This window comes from Prosthecobacter sp. (assembly GCF_044222565.1).
Classification (GTDB): domain Bacteria; phylum Verrucomicrobiota; class Verrucomicrobiia; order Verrucomicrobiales; family Verrucomicrobiaceae; genus Prosthecobacter.
Genome location: NZ_JBGANA010000011.1, coordinates 82,075 through 102,155, shown reverse-complemented (window position 1 = coordinate 102,155; position 20,081 = coordinate 82,075). Strand labels below are relative to the sequence as shown.

Here is a 20,081-nt window from a genome sequence, read left to right as displayed (position 1 = left end):
GATCGCGCAGCGTTGAGGGATCAAGATGATCCCTCTCCTCCAAGGCGTCCGCGCGGCAAAGCTCTGGCAGGAGCGGGACCATCTTGGTCCCGCAACGCACCGCTAACTCTGCCCTTTTCATTCATACCCGCAGCCTCAGCCAGCATGGAAGAAACGAGCGCCCATCAGCGGGAGAGCCTCAGGCGTATGAAGCGCTTTGCCGCAGCGGTCATGGGTGTGTTGTCGCGAACGACGAGGTTGCTGCCGGTGCTGACGATCGTGGTGTAGGCGGGGCCGGAATTCCACGTGATGAGATCGCCGGAGACTTCGACGGCAAAGGTCACATCCGTGGCAGCGATGTTCCAGGGCACGCTGAGCGTGAGGTAGTCCTGCCCGCTGACCGCCGTGGTGGCGGGCAGCGGGGCATTGCGCACGCTGGCGTTCATCGGCAGGGAGCCCAGCGCATACTCCAGGAGATTGGGCACACCGTCGTTGTCGGGATCAGCCAAGTCGGCGGCGCTGCCAGTGGCTGCGGCTGCGCCAAAATGGGTCATGCGCCATGACTCGCTCGGGGTGAAGGCCGGGGTCACCTCCGCAAAGCTTTGCCCGAAGCGGATCTCGTCGATGCCAGACTGATTCGTTCCCGTGGTGCCTCCGCTGTAGCCCAGCATGGCCATGCTGATGTTGGTGGCTCCGGTGGTGGCCCAGCTGGCATCGGCGCTGGCTGGCGCGGCACCGCCCAGGGAGGCTGGATTGACAAAGAGATCAAAGGAATCCGTGGCGCCAAACGAGCACCTCAGCACCAGCAGCGCGCTCTGGCCGGAGACGACAGGCACACTGCTCCGCACGCAGTCAAAGCCGTTGTTGCCGGCATTGCGCACCTGCAGCGACCAGTAGCGCGTGCTGCCGACCATGGACACTGCCGGGATGTCTCCGCAGAAGCCGAATCCGAGATTGCTGCCGCCCACGCTGATATTGCTGGTGGTGGGCATGGTGAAGAGCAGCAGGCGGTTGCTGTCGGCGGTGTCTTTGCGAAACAGCGCGCTCATCCACAGCGTGGTGCCGCTGCGCCCGATGGCCGAGGGCGAGCTGCCGCTGATCTTGTAAAACGCGAAGGTGCTGTCCACATCCAGCTGGCGCGCGGCCACATCAAAGCTCTTGCCGCCTGCGGCGTAGCTGCCAGTGCGGCGGAGATTGAGATAGGAGAGCGGCGTGGTGGTGGCGAGCTTGTAGCCGTCCCCATACGTGGCGGCGTTGTAGTTCGTGAGCTGCCAGGCTGCGGCAAAGCCCGCACCGGTGCTGACGGCATTCAGGAAGGGTGCTGCTGGTGCGCTGGCTGGCGCTAGATTGAAATCATCATACGCGACGAAGGGCGTCAGGTTAAACTGCACACTGTTGTCGATGACTGACGCAGCCGTGTTGCCCTGCGCGCTGGCATTGAAAGCGGCATTGGCCGGCACATCGATGGTCACGGTGCCGCTGTTGGTCATGCCGGTGACATCCACCTGAAAGTCCGTCCCCAGATTGGGCGCGATCTCGGTCACTGTCACGATGGATGCGCCAGCGGTGCCACCCGCGATGACATCACTCGCGGTGAAGCCGGTGACCGGCTGGCTGAAGTGCACATTGAAAGAGATGCTCTGCGTGGAAGTGGGATCAGCCTGCGCCAGCGCCTGCGTGATGGTGCAGGCCGGGTTTGTCTCAGCCACGGTGCTCGCGCCATTAAAGACATAGAGATACGCGGAGCTCGCGGGCAGGGTGAAGGTGTAGTTTTGCGCAAAATCGCCCACGACCTGCTGCTGCTCCTGGACGCTGTACACTCCCTGGTCATTGCGTGCATCGGGCGCGCCGGTGAGCTTGTAGAGCGTGGCGCTGGAGATGGCATTAAAGGGCAGGCGCAGCGTCACGGGCGTGTCGCCGCTGTACTTGCGTGAGAGCACAAAGACGGAGTATTTGGCACCATCGCGAAAGGCGTAGCATGCCGTGAGCGGCGTGCCGGGCGCAGCGGGTGCCGCCACGCCGCCGTTGGTCGAATTGATCCACGCGGGCTGGTCATGCGTGGGCACCGTATTGATCGAAGTCGCCACCATGTCGCCGCTGGCATAGCGGTTTCTCATCTGCAGCGCCAGCCAGCTCGTATAGGGGTAGTTGCCGTTGTTGAGGTAGGCGTGGGAGGCCCAGTTGGTGCCTGTCTGCAGTGTGAAGTAGCACTGCGGATCCACACGCTTGCTGGTGCCATAGAGAAAGCAGTCCAGCGTGGCCACGCCAGCGGCGAGAGACTTGCCATACGCCTCTGAGACCGCGTTGTATTGATTGCCCCCGCTGGGCAGGCCGTAGCCGGGGCCGCACTCGTAGTTGCCCAGCTTGTAGGGCCGCCCCTGCGCGGTGATCGTGTCCCGCGTCTGCGCCTGCTGATCAAACCAGTACTTCCCATACGTGCCCGAATACATGAGGTAGTCGGCAAAGCCCTCGGGAGTCACCTGCCCGCCGCCGATGATGATGTTGGCATCCCAGCCGCCGATGTACATCGCCAGATTGGCATACGTGGCCAGGCGTCCCGGTGCGCCTGCCGCAGGTGCCACCTGCATGCCGGAGGCGGCGTAGCCATTCGTGGCTGCGGACACCAGCTGGCCATCCAGCACAAAGTCCACCTTTCCCGCGATCGCGGCATAGTAGGGGCTTTGCCGCGCCTGATTGAAAAAGTATTCGGCAAACTGGCCGTTCGCCACACCGCCCAGGCCCCACTCAAAGGTCGGGTTCCACATCTCGTTGCCATACTCGATGCGCAGACGCGGAAACTCAGCGGTCCACGGCGTGGTGTTGCCGCCGCGCTGCGCGATGCGCTTGTCGCCATACGGCGTGCCCGCCGGACCGGCGAGATATTCCATGAAGTTTGCCCACTCCTGCTCGCTCATGTAGCTGCCCACGATGAGCCAGGGATTGGCACCGCTGTCCTTCGCCAGCTGCAGCATGAAGGGCAGATGGTAGGGCTGCTCCGGGCGCGTGCGTCCGCCACCGTTCGCAAACTGATTCTGCGCCAGCGCATCTTCATTCGTCCAGTCCTCCATCGTCGATCCCCACGTCGCATCTGTGTGGCCGGTGTGGGAGCGGATCCAGCCCGGCGAGAAATCCACCAACTGCTGCCTGGCCTCCGCACGCAGCTCAAACTTTGGCTTCGTCGGGTCATAGAGATAGAAGTTGTCCATCCACACATCGCCCGGTCCGGTGAAGGCCAGCACGATCTCCGAGGTGCCCTGGCTTTGGATCGGATACGTGTCCGAAGTGGTGAACTGGCAGGTGTACTTTTGCCAGGTGCCGGTGATGCCCGTCCAGGTGTTGGAGACGCTGCTGTAGGCGCCCGTAAGCCGGAAGGTCACAGCAGCACCGGGCACGCCCTGCTGCTTCAGCCAAACCTCGGCACGATACGTCGTGCTGGGGGCCAGTGCACCGTAGAAGCCATCCGGCGTGGCCAGTCGGAACTGCCGCACGCTTGCCTCGCCAGTCCCCGTGCTGCTGAGCTTCATGCTTGTCCTGCCTCCATTTTCCGGGCAGGTCGTGCTGCTGTCGCGCATCTTGGTCACCCCTGTGCCGACCTCGCGCCAGGTGTCATTGCCATTGAAAAAGCTCTGCACCCGCGGGCTGATCTTGTTCATCGGCACGTTGTCGGGGTTGGAGTCGATGATGTAAACATCGCCAGCGGCCAGCGCGGCGCCGCTGCCGCTGAGGTAGATGCGATTGTGCAGCGCCGGATCCGACTCCGCGCGGTAAACCCAGTAGCCGTAGAGATCAGGCTCGCTGTTCGCGTTCCAGGTCAGCGTCACCGTGCCATTGGCATTGGCGGTGGCTACCAGCCCCGTGGGTGCCGCAGGGGCCGTGGAGTCCGTGATTGTCTGCGTGACCGTGCCCGTCACCGTATCCGCCACGCCAGCGCCTGCCTGCGCCACGATGCTTTGCACATTGGAGTTTCCCGAGGTGTTGCCCGACGAATCGTAGGCCCGCACCGTGTAGTAGTACGTCTTTCCCGCGACCAGCCCGCCATCATGAAAGGTCGTGGTGGTAAGCCGGTTGCTGATCAGCCGGTTAAAGCCGCCGATGTATTGCGCCACGGTCCCCGTGCGCAGCAGTGTCACCTGTCCGCCCACGATGCGATACACCCGGATGCCTGCACCGTCAAAGAAGCCGTCTCCCAGCAGATCATACACGGTGGTCGTGGCATTCGCCGCATTGATCAGGTAGTCCGCACCACCGCCCGTGGCCGTGCCCATCTTGCGCAGCACGAACGGCTCAAAGCCGGGGTCCATGGCCTTGTTGTTGTAATCGGGAAAGCCATTGATCGCGATGTTTGTGCCATAGCGGTCAGGGCTCTGCGCGAGGACCGTGGTGTTGATGGTAAAGTCCGCAGCCGCATTGGGATTCTCAGCGGCAGCGGGCCATTCAGCGCAGAGGAGCAGGACGGAAAAAAAGAGAATTTGTTTCATGGATCACCTGCCATGAATCAATCCGCACTCCTGTGTGAAAGCAGATTAAAAGCTCTTCATGTTCAGCCCGTGAAACAACCCCATACCATGCGCGCACACGCATGGTTCATCTCATGAGATCAAACGCAGCGTCACCGCTTAGACCACCGGCCCCGCCACATCCTTGTACTTCGCGTGCCATTCCTTGAACACGATCGGTGAGATCTCGCTGGGCTTGCGTTCGCCATTCAGCTTCGTTTAATCCCAGAGAGGATTTTATCATGACCCAAATCATTATCGTCATCGGGGCCGGATCCATCGGTCAGGCCATCGCGAGACGCGTCAGCGCAGGCAAGCACGTCCTTCTCGCAGATGTCCGAAAAGAAAACGCCGATGCAGCGGCGAAAGTCCTCAGCGAGGCGGGATTCGAAGTGAGCACTGCGGTGGTGGATGTTTCTTCACGCGAGTCGGTCCACGCACTGGCAGAGACCGCCCAGTCACTCGGCACCGTCACCGGCATCATTCATGCCGCCGGCGTGTCTCCCTCACAGGCATCACCAGCCACCATCCTCAAAGTCGATCTGTATGGCACCGCTCTCGTGCTGGAGGAGTTTGGCAGCATCATCGCGCAGGGCGGAGCAGGCATCGTCATCGCCTCGCAGTCCGGCCACCGCCTTCCCGCGCTGACTCCTGAGGAAGACAAAGCGCTGGCGACGACACCCACGGACGAGTTGCTGGCCCTGCCCATGCTCCAGCCAGATCAGGTCAAAGATTCGCTGCATGCCTACCAGCTCTCCAAACGCGGCAACTCGCTGCGCGTGATGGCCGAGGCCGTGCGCTGGGGCAAACGCGGTGCGCGCGTCAACACGATCAGCCCCGGCATCATCATCACCCCTCTGGCCAAGGACGAACTGTCAGGCCCGCGCGGCGCAGGCTACCGGCGCATGATCGAACTCAGCGCCGTCGGCCGCGCCGGCACGCCGGATGAGGTGGGAGCCGTGGGCGCGCTGCTGATGGGCCCAGACGGCGCCTTCATCACCGGCAGTGACTTCCTCATGGACGGGGGCGTCACGGCTTCGTATCGGTTTGGTGAGCTTGCGCCGAATGGATAGCCAACCCGTGACCGACAGAACGAATCTTTACACCGGCACGCATGAATCAACCAAAGACCTTTCATCGGCGTGGAGAACCAGGCGGACCCTGCTGCCCGGTGGGAATTCTCCCGGTCCAAGTCAGAAGCGCAAACGGAGATTCCGCAGCGGCGGAACTGCTCGACGCCGGCCCCCATGCGACGGAGACGGAGCTACTGCGCACAGTGGCTTCTCGTTTGGGAGTTCAGTGGGGACACGACGAATTTGGCTGGTGGGCAGCGGTCCGAGGCAGTGATTTCCCCAGTTGGTCTGTCTGGAGACAGGACGACTCCGGCAACAAATTCTTGGTGGAAGCCAATCTCACTGAGCAACAGGCCCAGTCCTTGGCCGCAAGCTTCGAGGCCAAGGGACACAAACAGACCTACTGGTGCACCAATGAAAAGGTCGCCTGAGCATGCGCTGCAGCAGGCGACTCCATTCGTAAAGACGGCCCGAACTACACCACCGGCCCCGCCACATCCTTGTACTTCGCGTGCCATTCCTTGAACACGATCGGTGAGATCTCGCTGGGCTTGATCTCACTGCGGCCGCCCCAGAAGACGTTGGTGTACTCCAGAGGGATGCCGGCTTCGGCGAGGTGATTATCAATGGCGGCCTTGTGGGCCAGCACCATCTCTTTGTCGGTGCCGTGGATGACGCCCATGATGTTCACGTTGGCAAAACGCTCGCCGCCTTCACGCCAGTAGGCATGCGTCATGATGGTGTGGCGGCCCACTTCGCCACCGGCGCGTTCTTCCATGCCCTTCGGCACTTTCCAGTGGAAGAGTGCATTGAAGCGCGTGACGCGCACGCCTGCAGCGCTGGGCTTGACGTGCTCCAGGAAGGTAGAGAAGCGGCCGATGACGCCTTTTTTGTCGAGGCGCTTGGCCACTTCGCAGAATTTTTCAAACGAGACACCGGCAGCCTTGGCGCGGCCTTCCCACGGATTGGGGCCGACTTCATCGATGCTGAGATCGCCCTTCAGGTGCAGCAGCACGTTCCACTCTTCCGCATCGAGTTCGGCGATGTTGGTGGTCATCATCTTGGCGGGTTCATCGGCACGCTCGCCGGGCTCCAGGGTCTTGCGGCGCACATGACCGACGCCGAGGGCGAAGATGCCGTGGGCCTCCATGGTGTAGTAGCTTTCCGCGCCAATGAGGCGGGCCAGCACATCGCAATGCTGGTTGATGTCATAGCCCTGCGGCACTTTCAGGGTGGTCCACAGGCGGTAGTCGCTGCCGCTCACCTCGCGGTCGGTGGAGCGCAGCACCACGTGGCCGCTGAAGGGGTCCTGCTTGAAGAGGAATTCAAAGGCGGCCTCCAGCTTTTCCGGCGGCACTTTCCAGGCAACGAGAGCGCCCTCAGCGAGCTTGTTGGCCAGCAGGGTCTGACGCACGCGGCGGATGACCCCGGCCTTCAGCATCGCCTGGATGCGCTCCACCACCGTCTCCAGCGGCAGTCCGCTCAGCTGCGCGATGTCCTGAAACGGCGTGGGAGTGAAACCTTTGATGCGGTCCTCGCTCACGGCCAGGATCTGGGCGTTCACGGGGTCGGTATGCTCGGTGGGGACTGAGGCAGTGGGGGCGGCGGCGGCGACGGCGGACATGGCTGGAAAATCGAGGAGGGGGTTGGGGGGGAGCTGTCACCATTAACAACGCAGCAAAGGAATGCCAGATTTGAAATTTGTGATTTAGCATGCGCCGATTGCCGTCTCGTCTAGCATGCAGCCCATGGACTACCGCAAGCCCACCGCCGCCATGCGCAGGCGCCACAACCTCATCGCCGCCTGGCGCGGCGTGGAGGACGGGCCGCTGATGGACCTGCCCACGCTGCGGGTGGGAGACCTGGCCACGCAGATCATGGCGAAGGCCGGGATGGCCAACCGCGTGAAGCTGGAGGACATCCTCGCCGCCTGGGAGGAGATCGTCGGCGTCTTTCTTTTCAAACTCACCCGCCCTGACACCTTTGAGCGCGGCATCCTCACCGTCCGCCTCCTCCAGCCCACCGCCCACCATGCGCTCATGCAGGAGAAGGTGAAAATCCTCAAAAAACTGCAGGAGAAGCTGCCCGATGCCAAGATCAAGGACGTGCGGTTCCGGCATGGGTAAGCAAAAAATGCCGAATGACGGAATGACGAATGGTTTCCATTCCGACGCCGCTGACGTAGTGACCCACCACTCCATCTCTCCACGCTTTCTCTCTCAAATCGTAAATCATAAATCGTAAATCATAAATCTCCCCCGCTCCTCGCTTTGATCTCCCACAAACACGCCGCCCTCATCATCGTCGGTCACGGTTCCACCACGAACCCGGACTCCAGCGCGCCGACGCATCTGCATGCCGACTCCATCCGCCGCCGCGGCCTCTTCCGCGAGGTCGCCTGCTGCTTCTGGAAAGAAGAGCCAAACATGCGCGAGGTGTACGAGATGGTGGACAGCGAGGTCATTTACATCGTCCCCAATTTTATCAGCGAAGGCTACTTCTGCCAGCAGGTGCTCCCGCGCGAACTCCGCCTCGACGGCCCCACCACGCAGCGCGATGGCAAAACCATCCGCTACTGCGATCCCGTGGGCATCCACCCCAACATGACGCGCCTGCTCATCCAGCGTGCCAATGAAGTCGCCCCGCATGTGCCACGTGAGCAGACCAGCCTCGTCATCGTCGGCCACGGCACCAGCCTCAATGAGAACTCCACCAAGGCCATTCAGGACCAGGTGGCGCTCATCCGCGCCGGGCACTATGGCTTTGCCGAAGTCATCGATGCTTACATGGAGGAGGCGCCCTTTGTGAAGGATTGGGCCACTCTCACCACCGCGCCAAACGTTGTCGTCGTCCCCTTCTTCATCGCCGACGGCCTGCACAGCTTTCAGGACATCCCCGTGCTCCTCGGCATGCGCGAGGAAGTGGGCGAGGCTCTGAGCGAGAGCGGCGTCTTCCACCACAACCCGCACCAGCTCCAGGGCCGCCACATCTACTACAGCGGCGCCATCGGCACCGAGCCGCTCATGGCCGATGTCATTCTCGACCAAGTCCACGACTTCGATGAAAAGCACGGCGTGAGCGACAAGCCCGCCATGGCCAATGACGAGATCAAATCCTCCCTCGCCTACTGGCTCAATGAGGGCCTCGATGAGATTGGCGAGATCTCCATTGCCACAAACGCCGATGCTTCTTACTCGCTCTGCCACGTGGCGGATCGCGGCCTCGGCAACCTTCAGGTCCACCACGAAGCACACGACGCCCTCTTCATCGCCCGTTACGACGCCAGCGGCGCCTTCCGTCCCCTGCATACCGCGCCTACGCTGAATCGCGGCTGGCGTCTCGATCTCGCCGACCTCGACGAACTGCGTCTCGCGCTCGATTTCTTCTATCCCGCCGCGCTCGGCATGGCGCGTGCCCTTGAACAAGAAAAGCTCGCCGCCGTGCCTCTGCGCGAGGTGCTCGGCAGGCAGACCGGGATGTACCGCTTCGTCAACACCATCACGGACGATCAGGCCCACGCCCTCATCGGCAAGACCTGCGCGAACGAAAAATGCCTCCGCCGCATCCTCTGGCCGCTGAATGCCACCCAGCCGATGAGCGGCCCCGCCACCCGTAAAACGCAGCCCAATCACGCCCCGAATGCCGTGCCGCTGCTCTGCATCGAAGCCTGCACGCACGTGGTTTCTGCGGCCCGCAAAGTGGCGCGGGAGAATCATGAGGCGAAGGAGAAAGAAAAGGCCGGGTGAAAGTTGTCCAGTTGCGCCGCAACTGGAGTGCTCCCTGAGCCAGTTGCGGCGCAACTGGACAACTTTGCTGCGCAGGAGGCGAGATAAGGGATACTGGCAGTAAAATCAGGAATGAGGGACCACAAACGAGGTCAAGTCCTCCAGCAAAAGCTGCGGCACATGAGAAAATTCAGCCCCGTTCAAAGTCGCCAGCGAGTGCCCATGCTCCAATGCAGTGGCAGCGATGATAAGATCGTGCGGTCCTATCATCTTCCGGGCCACTTCAAGTTCTGCCCAGATCCGTGCATGCCTTCTGGCCACCCTCAGATCAAATTCAATGATAGGCAGACTTTGCAGCAGGCCTTCCACGTAATTCGATCTTTTCTCACGACGCTCCGCCGTATTTGCCCGCTCAACGCCATGGAGAAGCTCGGACACAGTGATGGAGGAAATAAAAAACTCCTCTCCTGCCTTGGCGCGGAATAGAGCAGGAAGGTTAAGGCGCCCGCGTTCGTCAGCGATGATGACCGACGTGTCTAAAATCAGTCCCATGGCACGTGCACCGGTGGAAGAGCAGCTCGAGCCTCAGCAATATCAGATTCGAATCTTGCGGCCTCTTCGTCCCCGAGCCGGGGGCGACCTTCCCAAATAAGCGCAAGTTCGGCACCTTTGGGCACACGATTCGCGGGCATCATTCGTACCACCGGCATGCCGCCGTCCGTCAGAAGCGCCCATTCGCCCTCATGCTGCACACGGTGCAACAGTTCGGCAAAATGCCGCCCGGCTTCGCTGACAGACAGAGAGATCATATTGAATCGATACACCAGGTGTCCACTATCCTCAAGCCCGCATCTCTCAGTCAGCCTGGGCTAATGCTTCAGCGCGGCGTCATCTTTCTAAACAACTCACGCACTCTTCACCTCCACCCCAAAATGACTGCAAACCCTGCAGGCCATGGGAAAGCTGATGACGGAGTCCGCCGAGACAAAAATCTTCAGCTTGATCAGCACAGAGACGAGCCTGAACCACTTGACGTGAAGCAGCTCAGCCAGAGCGCCCACCGTCACTGGATCTGGCACCGTGATGCTGGTGGGGAGGAGATTCATATCCGCAGTACCGGGCATGTTTTCCAAGGTGCAGGGACCGAGCGTATCGGGCAAGCCCATGGTATCTTCCACCGCCTTGCTGGAAAGCTTGCCGGCAAGCTTTTCCAGCGCCTCCGAAATGTCATCCCTCTGCTTTTGCTTCGCCGCATCCTCCTCCTGCCGCCGGATCACATCATACAAATCCTTGCAGCCTTCAGGCAGCAGATAGCGCGGCTTTTCGCTTTCCGAAAACACGAGATCATCGTCCACAGGTTGTTCTTAGCACGTGATGGGTATTTTTTCCAGCCTCATGAACCGCGAACATGGGCGGGCGCTTTTACTTCGGAATTGTGAAACAATTCCACCCAAGAGTGGGGATTTGACAAGCGCCCCCCCGCGCTCTATCCCGCCCCATGCGCATCCGCTCATTCAAAGGTCTCGTCCCCACCCAGAAAAACGCCCCCGAAGTCGCCGCCGTCCCCTATGACGTGGTGAACCGTGAGGAAGCCGCCGCCCTGGCCAAGGGCAAGCCCTTCAGCCTCCTGCATGTGGACCGCGCAGAAATCGACCTCGACCCCGAAATCGACCCCTATTCCGCTCCTGTTTACGCCAAGGCCCGCGAGAACTTCGACCGCCTGCAGAAGGATGGCATCCTCGTCCGTGAGGCCAAGCCCTGCATGTATCTCTACCGTCAGGTCATCTCCGGCCACAGCCAGACCGGCCTGGTCACCGTCTGCCACACCGAAGATTACGAGAAGGACATCATCAAGAAGCACGAAAAGACCCGTCAGGACAAAGAAGACGACCGCACCAATCTGGTCGATGCGCTCAATGCCAACACCGGCCCCATCTTCCTCACCTACCGTCAGCGCCCGGGCATCAGCGCGCTGATTGAGAGCTTCATGAAAACAGAGAAGCCCATCAATGATTTCACCGCGCCCGATGGCGTGCGGCATCAGCTCTGGCGCCTCTCGCTGGGCCTTTGCGTCTCCTTGACCGGCCTTTTTGAAAGCCAGGTGCCCTGTGCCTACGTGGCAGACGGCCACCACCGCGCCGCCAGCGCATTCCGCGTGAGCAAGCTGCGCCGCGAGGCCAATCCGAACCATACCGGCGAGGAAAACTACAACTGGTTCCTCAGCGTGCTCTTCCCCGGCAACGAGCTCAAAATCCTGCCCTACAACCGCGCCGTGAAGGATCTCAACTGCATGGACCGCGAGGAGTTCCTCAAGAAAGTCGGCGAGATCTTCACCCTCAAGCCCACCACGCTCAAGTCCCCCACCCGGCCCGGCCAGTGCTGCATGTACCTCAAGGACCAGTGGTATGAACTCAACTGGGAGCCAGCCAAGGACGCCAGCCCGATCGACCAGCTCGATGTCAGCATCCTGCAGGACCGCCTGCTCAAGCCCATCCTCGGCATCGACGATCCCCGCACCAGCAAGCGCATCGACTTCATCGGCGGCATCCGCGGCACCGCGGAGCTGGAGAAACTCGTGAACGGCAAGGAGCACACCGTGGCCTTCTCCATGTATCCCACCACCGTGGATCAGCTCATGGCCATCTCAGACGTCGGCCAGATCATGCCGCCGAAGAGCACCTGGTTTGAGCCGAAGCTGCGCAGCGGATTGTTTGTGCACACGCTGGAGGGGTGAAGCCAAAGTAGTTGAGAACTTCAGTTCGTTCTGGAGAACGTGCTTCGTCCCAGAAATCCAGAACGAGCTAAAGCTCAGGACTACTTTCCTACTCCACCCACAGCCTCTTTGCTTTCCGCCGCAGGTGCTTGTCTCCCGGCAGATTCACCTTCGCCACACCATCCGGCGCCAGCATGCCCAGCGCGGCATCGATGACGTCATGATCAATGCCCGGCAGCTCCCAGGCCTCCCGCAGCCAAGTGCCGATGACGCGTGAAGACACTGCAGGATGCAGCGCCAGCAGCTCGGGAGAGATCACCAGCGAGCGATCCTCCTGCACACGCCCCTCAGCGATTAGAAACGCCATGGCCTGACGCTGCAGCGCGTCATCGTCCTGCTCCGCCAGCGAGCCCAGCCGCAGCACCTGGGGCACCACATCGCGGGAAAAAATGTCATTCAGAAGCGGCAGCGCCTCATGCCGCACGCGGTTGCGGCGGTGCTTGGGGGAGGTGTTGCTGGAGTCCTCGCGGTATTTGCACCGTTTCGACTTGAGGTAGGAGTCGATCTCACTGCGCCGTGCATGAAGAAGAGGCCGCACCAGATGCAGTCCCGAGTCCATGCGCTGCACCGCGTGCATGCCCGCCAGACCGGCCAGTCCGCTGCCGCGGCACAGGTTTGCCACAATCGTCTCCGCCTGGTCATCCGCATGGTGTGCCAGCAGCACCACCCACACGTCGTACTTCTCCGCCATACGGAGCAAAAAAGCGTACCTGGCCTCACGCGCGGCTGTCTCCGTGGAAAGGCGCCGCTTCTCCGCCAGCGCCGCGACATCCTCCGTCTCGATCTCGCATTTCAGCGCGTGCTTTTTGGCCAGACGCCGCACAAACGCCGCGTCATCGATCGACTCCTTGCCACGCAGGCCGTGGTTCAAATGGCAGAGGATGAGCTGTTTGAATCCCGCATCCAGCAGCAGGTGCAGCAGCGCCACCGAATCCCGCCCCCCTGAGATTGCCAGCAGCACCGGTTCGGCAGGATCGCAGGCTGGAGGCAGGTTTAGGAGGATGGAAGGCACAGTTGACATTCTTAGCGAATTAACTGCATGATTCCATCAGTAAATGGGAAACGCTCATCTATCCTTGCGGTCGGCTTTGGTTTCGACACCTTGTGCGCCCCCTTCCCACCATGGCCACCAAGAAAATCACCCCTGGCATCTGTTACCTCGTCGGCGCCGGTCCCGGCGATCCCGGACTCCTCACGCTCAAAGGGAAGGAATGCATTGAGGCCGCGGACGTGCTCGTTTACGACTACCTCTGCAACCCCGAACACCTCCGCTACGCCAAGGACGGCGCCGCCAGCATCTACGTCGGCAAGAAGGCGGGAGACCACACCCTCTCCCAGGAGGAGATCAACAAGCTCATCGTCAAGCTCACCACCGAGGGCAAGATCGTCACGCGCCTGAAGGGCGGAGATCCGGTGCTCTTTGGCCGTGGCGCCGAAGAAGCCGCCGAGCTGCGCGAGGCAGGCGTGAAATTTGAGATCGTTCCTGGCATCACCTCCGCCATCGCCGGTCCGGCGTATGCAGGCATCCCGGTCACGCACCGCTCGCATGCCTCCCAGCTCACCATCTTCACCGGCCATGAAGACCCTACCAAGCCGGACACGTCTCTCAACTATGCCAAGATCGCGCAGGCAGACGGCACCAAGGTCTTCCTCATGGGCGTGGAGCGCATCGAGGAGATCACGCGTGAATTTTTGAAGCACGGCGCCAATCCCGAAACGCCCGTCGCCCTCGTGCGCTGGGCCACGCACACCCACCAGCAGACGCTCGTGGGCACGCTCGCAGACATCGCCGCCAAAGTGAAGGCCGCAGGCTTCAAGGCTCCCGCCGTGGCCGTCGTGGGAGACGTGGTGACCGAGCGACCGCAGCTCAACTGGTTTGAAGAACGTCCGCTGTTTGGCAAAAAGATCGTCGTCACCCGCACCCGGGCCCAGGCCAGCACGCTCAGCAAACAGCTCGCGCAACTCGGCGCGGATGTCATCGAGCTGCCCACCATCCGCATCGCACCTGTGGAAGACCAGCTCTCCTTTGGCGAGCTCGTGCAGGACTGCCACACCTACGACTGGATCATCTTCACCAGCCCGAACGGCGTAGATGCTTTCTTCACCATGTTTGACAAGCTCTACAACGACGCCCGCAGCATCGGCGGCGTGCGCATCGCCTGCATCGGACCCGGCACAGCGGAAAAGGTGAAGGCCCGCCACCTCGCCGTGGACCTCCTGCCCGACAAAGGCAACTACGTGGCTGAAGGCCTCGTCAAAGCCTTCAAAGACCACCAGGACATGGAAAACGTGAAGGTGCTCTGGGTGCGTGCGCAGGAAACGCGTGAAGTCATCGCCAATGAACTCAGCGGCATGGGCGCCATCGTCGATGAAGCCGAAGCCTACCGCACCATTGCCGAGACGGAAGACAACCTCGAAGCCCTCGCCCGCCTCAAAGAAGAGGGCGCGGACATGATCACCTTCACCAGTGCCTCCACCGTGGAGCACTTCCTCAATCTCAAAGTCGATCTCCCCAAGGACATCAAGATCGCCAGCATCGGCCCCATCACCAGCGCCGCCATCGAGGCCCGCGGGCTGAAGGTCGATGTGGAAGCGAAGGAGAACAGCATCCCGGGATTGGTGACGGCGGTGGAGAAGTTTTGGAAGTAGCTGGAAAACGCATCTCTCCGCTCCGGAGAGAACGTTGACACTCTCAGTACCGATGGCCTGACATCGGCATCAAGATCAGAAACCACGCAAGCAACGCCCCCAACAAGAGGGTCGCCTTCGGATAATCGTGCCTGAGAAAGGCCGGCAGGAGAATGTAGGCTCCCATGAGATGCACTGAGTAGAGGATTGATTGAGAGACTAGCCAGCTCACTGGCTCCCTCTGCAACATCACCAATGCCGTTTCCGGGCGATTTGAATTCACCTCGATCGCAAGGCGACCCGCAACAGAAACAAAAAACAGATCCAGCCAAAAGGGAGTGACCCAACGCGCCGACACTCTAGGCATATTGAGCGATGCTTTGCTCTCCATCCGCTGAGATTAATCATAAATCCGGAACCTTGTCAGCCTCATTATGCCCCTTAAACCTATGCCTCCCCCTGCCCCAGCCGCTGCAGAAGACTGCTCAGCTCCGGCCCGATGCGCTTCAACTGCTCCCGGTGCAGTGCTGCCAGTTCTTCCAGCATGCCTTCTCCGCGTTCGGTGAGGCGTATGTCCACCCGCCGCCGGTCCTCGGCTGAGGTTTCGCGCTCCACCAGTTCCTCCAGCACCAGCCGGTCGATGAGACCCACGGCGCTGTGGTGTTTGATCTGCAGGCGCTCCGCCAGCTCTCCCACCGTCACGTGATCGCGGCCGGGGAAACCCTTGATGGCTAGAAGAGCCTGGTGCTGCTGCGGTGTTAGCCCTGCCGCCACTGCAGCATCCTCGCTGAAGCGTAGAAACTTCCTCAAAGCGTAACGAAAGGCCGCGAGGTTCTCGTATTGGGACTTGGAAATGCGTTTGCGGGTGGTGGCTGGCATGGCCGCTTGAAGAGCATTTTCGGGGCCATCGCGTTGACATATATCGTGAAACGATATTAAATCGTTCTCATGCCAGCCCACCCCTGCCTGACATCCTACCGTGCGTCTGTATTCGGCGGCATCCTGAAGCGGCTGCATGCACGAAAGGGATGATGGGCCAGCATCTCCCCGCCCCATCACCTCATGCTTTTCCTTCTTAAATCTCTGCTGCTCAAGCTCCTCATCGCCGCCGGCTCCGCAGGTCTCATCTACTACCTCTGCTGAAATGCCGCGCTTCCGCTACTTCCGCGATGCGGCGTTCCTCATCGCCTGCCTGGCCTACGGACTCAACCGCTGTGTCATCAAACCGGTCATGCCGCCGGGTTTCATGATGTTTCATTTCAATGACCTGTGGCTCATCCCCTGCTGCCTGCCGCCCGTGCTCTGGCTCCACCGCCGCCTGGGACTGCGCGCGGATGATGCCCCGCCGCGCCTTGGAGAAATCATCGGGCATCTCGCATTCTGGTCTCTGCTCTTCGAATGGTTCATCCCCAAAATCACCCGTGGCAGCGGCGATCCCCGCGATGTGCTCGCCTACACAGTGGGAGCTTTGATCGCCGGCCTGTGGTGGAATCGTCAGCGCTGGCTCAATGCCCTGTTTTCCACTCCTCATCCTGCCCGATGAAACGGCGCGCATCCACCGCTGCGAATGAACGCAAGAAGGCAGACGCGCGAGCACCGGCTCCGCGGGTCAAAACAAAGAGCATGAATGCTGAAACCACGCGTCCTGCCAGTCCACCCTGCTATCTCGCCGAGTTCTTCGACTCGAACTTTGCCGACCGAATTGCCAAATAAAACCGCTCTCCGCACGTGCCCCTGCCCAACCTGCGCCAATGGCTCGGCATCGAGTTGATCGAAGTCAGCACCACCGAAAAAGCCGTCTCCACTTTCGGCGGCGGCCTTGCCATCCTGGCCTTGGTCTTCATGACTTCTTGGACGCTTCCCAATGGAGGCGCGGCAGCCTTGATCACCTCCATGGGAGCCAGTGCCGTGCTGCTTTTTGGCGTGCCGCACGGTCCGCTTTCACAGCCCTGGCCGGTCATCGCCGGGCATGGGATTTCGGCGCTCATCGGAGTCGTTTGCGCAGAGTATATTCATTCCCCTGCACTAGCCGCAGCCTGTGCCGTCGGTCTGTCCATCGGAGCCATGCAGCAGCTCAAATGCATTCATCCGCCAGGTGGCGCCACCGCCTTTGCCGCCGTGATGGGCGGCAGTGCCATTCGTGATCTTGGGTTTGGCTTTGTGCTCTTCCCCGTGCTCACCAACGCGATCGTCATGGTGTCTCTGGCGGTGCTCATGAACTACCCTTTCCGCTGGCGGCGCTACCCCAATGCCCTCCGCAAACAGCCGCACATCGCGCCACCCGATGCTTCCCCAGCCACCCACGAAGACGTCATCGCCGCCATCCGCTCGCTCGACTCCTTCGTGGACATCAGCGAAGACGAACTCCTCCGGCTGGTGGAACTGCTGAAGTCCCATCCTGGAAAGACCGTCTAAACATAGGGAGTGACATCGGCTGATGTCTCGGAGATCGACGCCCAGGTTTTCTCCAACATGAAAGATGGTTAGCCGAACACGAAGACTGGTTCTTTGAAAAGAACTGACGACTGCCGTGCTCAGCCGTTCGCTTTCTCCGTCTCCTTCCTCTGCGTCATCACCGTCACCACCAGGATGAAGAAGCACATGACCACGGAGAACAGTGGAAACTGCAGGGCAGCAGGAAGGCTGTAAACCAGCGCCAGCGCGGGGATCCACACCAGCCAGTTGGTGACCAGCACGGTGGGGCAGGTGCGCGTCCAAAACTCTCGGTCCAAAGTCGGCCGCGTACGCTTCCACGAGCCTCCCAGCTCCACCCAGCGCAGAGCGATGACATAAGTGGGTACAAACCAGAGGGGACTCATGATGAACTGATCCACCAGCACCTTTTTCACCAGCGTCAGGGCATCCTGCCTATCGCCAAACATCCAGGTTTGAAAGTGGTAAAAGAGATCAATCTCCATGCCCCGGTAGCCCCAGAACAGCATCAGAAGCAGCAGGCGTTTTCCGTTTCCTTCCCGCGGCAGCGTCCCCATGAGGCGCTGAATGCCCATGGGCATGATCGCCGCGGCAAACATGGTGGAGGCGCAGGAGAAGGCGAAGGCCCAGTGTGTCTTAAACTCACCCAGCGCCTCCCAAAAACCCGCCAGCGCCGGCACTTGGTAGTAGCTGACCACCAGAGCCAGGGCAAACGCGTTGAGCACCAGGCACGGCAGGCGGTTTTGCCGGAATACCGCGAAGATCGTGGCCAGGATTCCTGGAGGTTTCGGAAAAGTCTCTGCCATGGCTAAAGCGCAATCCTCTCCGTTCTATTTGTCATCTCCGAAGTACTTTTTGCGCAGTTCGTTGCCCACTCCCTGCTCTGAGAGTTTCAGCAGCGCCTGGTTCAGTCTCTCACGCAGCGGGCTGTCCTGCTGCAGCGCGAAGGCGTAGTTTTGCCGGTCAAACACCGGTCCCACCATCTGCAGTTTCTCGTCGTTGAGCTTGCCGGCTTCGTATTGCAGCACGGGTGCATCATAGACCACGGCGACCACATCGCCTTTTTTGAGCGCCAGCACGCAGTCTGTCACCGTTTCCATCGGCACCACCTTGGCTCCACGGTTGTTGAGCCAGGTTTCCGTGGTGCTGGCCTTCACGGTGGCCACCTTCCGTCCCGGCAGGTCGCCCGGGCCATTGATGTCTCCCTTGAGTGTGTTGATGGTCAGGGTGGTGGTAAAAGAGGCCGTGAGCAGGGAGACCAGCACAATGCTCAGCAGCATCCACACGATGGCGACGATACGGCCTCCCACCCCCACCGGGCCTTTGTTGTCCGCACCACCCACGAGCAGCGTGCTGATCGTCCACCAAAAGGACTCCCACATGCCCTTCTTGTAGTCTTCCGGCCACATGTCTCCGTTGATCTTGTGCTCGTAGCGCCACACCAGGTGGGAAATGATGAACATCGTCACCATCAGCAAGGCAAAGGCGCCGATCAGCTCAATGTTAAACAGATTGCCGATGAGAGCCATGATGTTGTCCGCAAAGCTGCCGCCGCCACCTGAGACGAGCACCTGCAGGCCGGACTCGTAGAAAGGCTGTGAGAAGTCGATGACCTCTTCGCGCGTGGATGTGACGCTGATGGCACCAACACCCACATCCGCCGTTTTGTTCTTCAGAGCATCAATGATCTCCGCCGCGTTGTTCACCACCTTGACCTCGTAATCGAGCTTGGTCTCACGCGCTAACTGCTCCCAAAGTTCCGCCGCATAGCCCACGCGGCGTCCTTCTTTCTCGAAGGAGAACGGCTCAAGATTTCGAGTAACGACCCGGATCTTTGCGGCCGGTGCGGTGGCCGCCGGTGCCTGCGCCGCAGCCTCCTGAACAACACTGAGAAGAAAAACAGTGGAGAGAAACAGGAGTAGCGCGCGCATGCCGGATTCTGCCGCGCTCTCCGTTGTGCGTCAATCCAATCCATGGACTTTGCCTGCTTGCGATGCCGCTGGGCCTGTCCATTCATGAGGCATGACAGCCGAGTTTTTTCAGCAGATCACCACTCACGGAGCCGCCGTGAATCTTTCCTCCCGTGCCAAGTTCAGGCTCACTGGCGCTGACCGCGTACGCTACCTGAACGGTCAGGTGACCAACGACATGCGCCGGGCGAAAAATGCCGAAACCCTTTACGCCTGCGTGACGGACGCGAAAGGCCGCATCGCCGGCGATGTCTTCGTTCATGCGCACGAAGACGCCCTCTTCCTCGACGCCGAACCTGACCTCCGCGAGCCCCTGGGCATGCGCCTGGAGCGCTACATTGTGGCCGATGACGTGGAACTGACCGATGTGACCGAAGAATGGCAGTTGTGGCATGTCTGGGGAGGTGATGCTTGCCCGCAGCACTTTCTCCATTCCACACGCTATGGCCAGGCGGGAATGGACCTCTGGCTGCCCTCCGCTGCTCCTGCTCCCACGTTTGACTCCCGGCCCCTCCTCACCGAAGCCGACCTCGAAACCTGGCGCATCCTGCAGAAGGTTCCGCGCTGGCCTTACGAACTGAACGCCGAGACCTTTCCTCCTGAAGCCGGTCTTGAGGGCAAAGCGATGGATTTTTCCAAAGGCTGCTACATCGGCCAGGAGGTGCTCTCACGCATCAAAACCACCGGCAAAATGCCGCGCGAGATGGTCGCCTTCGAAACCGAAGCTACTGTCAGCATGGGTGATGAGCTTTGGAATGACAAGGCTGTCGGAAAAGTGACCAGCGCCACCCAGCATCCTCAGACGGGCAAGACGATCGGTCTGGCCATGATCCGTCAAGGCAGTGCTCGTGACCGATTGCGCGCCTGCGGTGCGGATGGTCCGCTGTTGAGTGTGCTTTGATGCGAGACTCCAGGTCCGGAAACCGGGCTCCCGAGTCCTTCGCTTAGGTAGCGGCGGGCGGCAAAGTCGCCGAGGCGCTTTTTCACAAAGCATGAAAGATCGA

17 protein-coding genes are annotated in these 20,081 nt (G+C 60.8%); 8 read left to right on the top strand and 9 right to left on the bottom strand.

Annotated features, from left to right (window positions below):
• Positions 1 to 164 precede the first annotated feature (164 nt).
• Entirely contained in the window at positions 165 to 4,457 is a 4,293-nt protein-coding gene (locus tag ACILSR_RS17270) for a hypothetical protein (RefSeq protein ID WP_395751041.1), read from the bottom strand.
• Positions 4,458 to 4,717: 260 nt separating this feature from the next.
• Here ACILSR_RS17270 and ACILSR_RS17265 point away from each other — a divergent pair, with 260 nt between their 5' ends.
• Positions 4,718 to 5,548, top strand: a complete 831-nt coding sequence (locus ACILSR_RS17265) for an SDR family oxidoreductase (protein ID WP_395751040.1) — start codon at positions 4,718 to 4,720, stop codon at positions 5,546 to 5,548.
• 475 nt (positions 5,549 to 6,023) lie between these two features.
• Here ACILSR_RS17265 and ACILSR_RS17260 read toward each other — a convergent pair whose 3' ends face one another.
• Positions 6,024 to 7,172 carry an Lrp/AsnC family transcriptional regulator gene (locus ACILSR_RS17260; protein WP_395751039.1) on the bottom strand — a complete coding sequence of 383 codons (1,149 nt, stop codon included), beginning with the start codon at positions 7,170 to 7,172 and terminating at the stop codon, positions 6,024 to 6,026.
• A 115-nt stretch (positions 7,173 to 7,287) separates the two neighbouring features.
• Here ACILSR_RS17260 and ACILSR_RS17255 point away from each other — a divergent pair, with 115 nt between their 5' ends.
• Both ACILSR_RS17255 and ACILSR_RS17250 read left to right on the top strand, forming a co-directional pair.
• The gene (locus ACILSR_RS17255) at positions 7,288 to 7,674 is read left to right on the top strand and encodes a DUF721 domain-containing protein (RefSeq protein ID WP_395751038.1); all 387 of its coding nucleotides are present in this window, start codon (positions 7,288 to 7,290) and stop codon (positions 7,672 to 7,674) included.
• A gap of 144 nt (positions 7,675 to 7,818) precedes the next feature.
• Complete coding sequence (locus ACILSR_RS17250; protein WP_395751037.1) at positions 7,819 to 9,294, top strand: CbiX/SirB N-terminal domain-containing protein; 1,476 nt, start codon at positions 7,819 to 7,821, stop codon at positions 9,292 to 9,294.
• A gap of 105 nt (positions 9,295 to 9,399) precedes the next feature.
• Here ACILSR_RS17250 and ACILSR_RS17245 read toward each other — a convergent pair whose 3' ends face one another.
• The 3 genes from ACILSR_RS17245 to ACILSR_RS17235 form a co-directional block, all read right to left on the bottom strand.
• Positions 9,400 to 9,825 (bottom strand): type II toxin-antitoxin system VapC family toxin, encoded by a 426-nt coding sequence (locus ACILSR_RS17245; RefSeq protein ID WP_395751036.1) that lies wholly within the window; start codon positions 9,823 to 9,825, stop codon positions 9,400 to 9,402.
• Positions 9,816 to 10,082 carry a type II toxin-antitoxin system Phd/YefM family antitoxin gene (locus ACILSR_RS17240; RefSeq protein WP_395751035.1) on the bottom strand — a complete coding sequence of 89 codons (267 nt, stop codon included), beginning with the start codon at positions 10,080 to 10,082 and terminating at the stop codon, positions 9,816 to 9,818. Before ACILSR_RS17240 ends, ACILSR_RS17245 begins: the two co-directional genes overlap by 10 nt.
• Positions 10,083 to 10,178: 96 nt before the next feature.
• Entirely contained in the window at positions 10,179 to 10,628 is a 450-nt protein-coding gene (locus ACILSR_RS17235; RefSeq protein WP_395751034.1) for a hypothetical protein, read from the bottom strand.
• Between the two features lie 143 nt (positions 10,629 to 10,771).
• Here ACILSR_RS17235 and ACILSR_RS17230 point away from each other — a divergent pair, with 143 nt between their 5' ends.
• Positions 10,772 to 12,007, top strand: a complete 1,236-nt coding sequence (locus ACILSR_RS17230; RefSeq protein ID WP_395751033.1) for a DUF1015 domain-containing protein — start codon at positions 10,772 to 10,774, stop codon at positions 12,005 to 12,007.
• An 88-nt stretch (positions 12,008 to 12,095) separates the two neighbouring features.
• Here the strand turns inward: ACILSR_RS17230 and tilS are convergent, their stop codons facing one another.
• Entirely contained in the window at positions 12,096 to 13,067 is a 972-nt protein-coding gene (gene tilS / locus ACILSR_RS17225) for a tRNA lysidine(34) synthetase TilS (RefSeq protein ID WP_395751032.1), read from the bottom strand.
• Positions 13,068 to 13,168: 101 nt separating this feature from the next.
• Here tilS and cobA point away from each other — a divergent pair, with 101 nt between their 5' ends.
• Positions 13,169 to 14,695 (top strand): uroporphyrinogen-III C-methyltransferase, encoded by a 1,527-nt coding sequence (gene cobA, locus ACILSR_RS17220; RefSeq protein WP_395751031.1) that lies wholly within the window; start codon positions 13,169 to 13,171, stop codon positions 14,693 to 14,695.
• A gap of 426 nt (positions 14,696 to 15,121) precedes the next feature.
• On the opposite strand, the gene ACILSR_RS17215 is transcribed toward cobA, so the two are convergent.
• Complete coding sequence (locus tag ACILSR_RS17215) at positions 15,122 to 15,553, bottom strand: MarR family winged helix-turn-helix transcriptional regulator (RefSeq protein ID WP_395751030.1); 432 nt, start codon at positions 15,551 to 15,553, stop codon at positions 15,122 to 15,124.
• 265 nt (positions 15,554 to 15,818) lie between these two features.
• Between ACILSR_RS17215 and ACILSR_RS17210 the strand changes: the two genes are divergently transcribed.
• Positions 15,819 to 16,217, top strand: coding sequence for a hypothetical protein (locus ACILSR_RS17210; RefSeq protein WP_395751029.1), 399 nt, complete (start codon positions 15,819 to 15,821; stop codon positions 16,215 to 16,217).
• A 185-nt stretch (positions 16,218 to 16,402) separates the two neighbouring features.
• Positions 16,403 to 17,089: an HPP family protein gene (locus ACILSR_RS17205; RefSeq protein WP_395751028.1), complete on the top strand. Its 687-nt coding sequence runs from the start codon at positions 16,403 to 16,405 to the stop codon at positions 17,087 to 17,089.
• A 119-nt stretch (positions 17,090 to 17,208) separates the two neighbouring features.
• Here the strand turns inward: ACILSR_RS17205 and ACILSR_RS17200 are convergent, their stop codons facing one another.
• Both ACILSR_RS17200 and ACILSR_RS17195 read right to left on the bottom strand, forming a co-directional pair.
• Positions 17,209 to 17,913, bottom strand: a complete 705-nt coding sequence (locus tag ACILSR_RS17200) for a hypothetical protein (RefSeq protein WP_395751027.1) — start codon at positions 17,911 to 17,913, stop codon at positions 17,209 to 17,211.
• A 24-nt stretch (positions 17,914 to 17,937) separates the two neighbouring features.
• Entirely contained in the window at positions 17,938 to 19,038 is a 1,101-nt protein-coding gene (locus tag ACILSR_RS17195) for a transporter substrate-binding domain-containing protein (protein WP_395751026.1), read from the bottom strand.
• 91 nt (positions 19,039 to 19,129) lie between these two features.
• Between ACILSR_RS17195 and ACILSR_RS17190 the strand changes: the two genes are divergently transcribed.
• Positions 19,130 to 19,978 carry a YgfZ/GcvT domain-containing protein gene (locus ACILSR_RS17190; RefSeq protein ID WP_395751025.1) on the top strand — a complete coding sequence of 283 codons (849 nt, stop codon included), beginning with the start codon at positions 19,130 to 19,132 and terminating at the stop codon, positions 19,976 to 19,978.
• Positions 19,979 to 20,081: the final 103 nt, after the last annotated feature.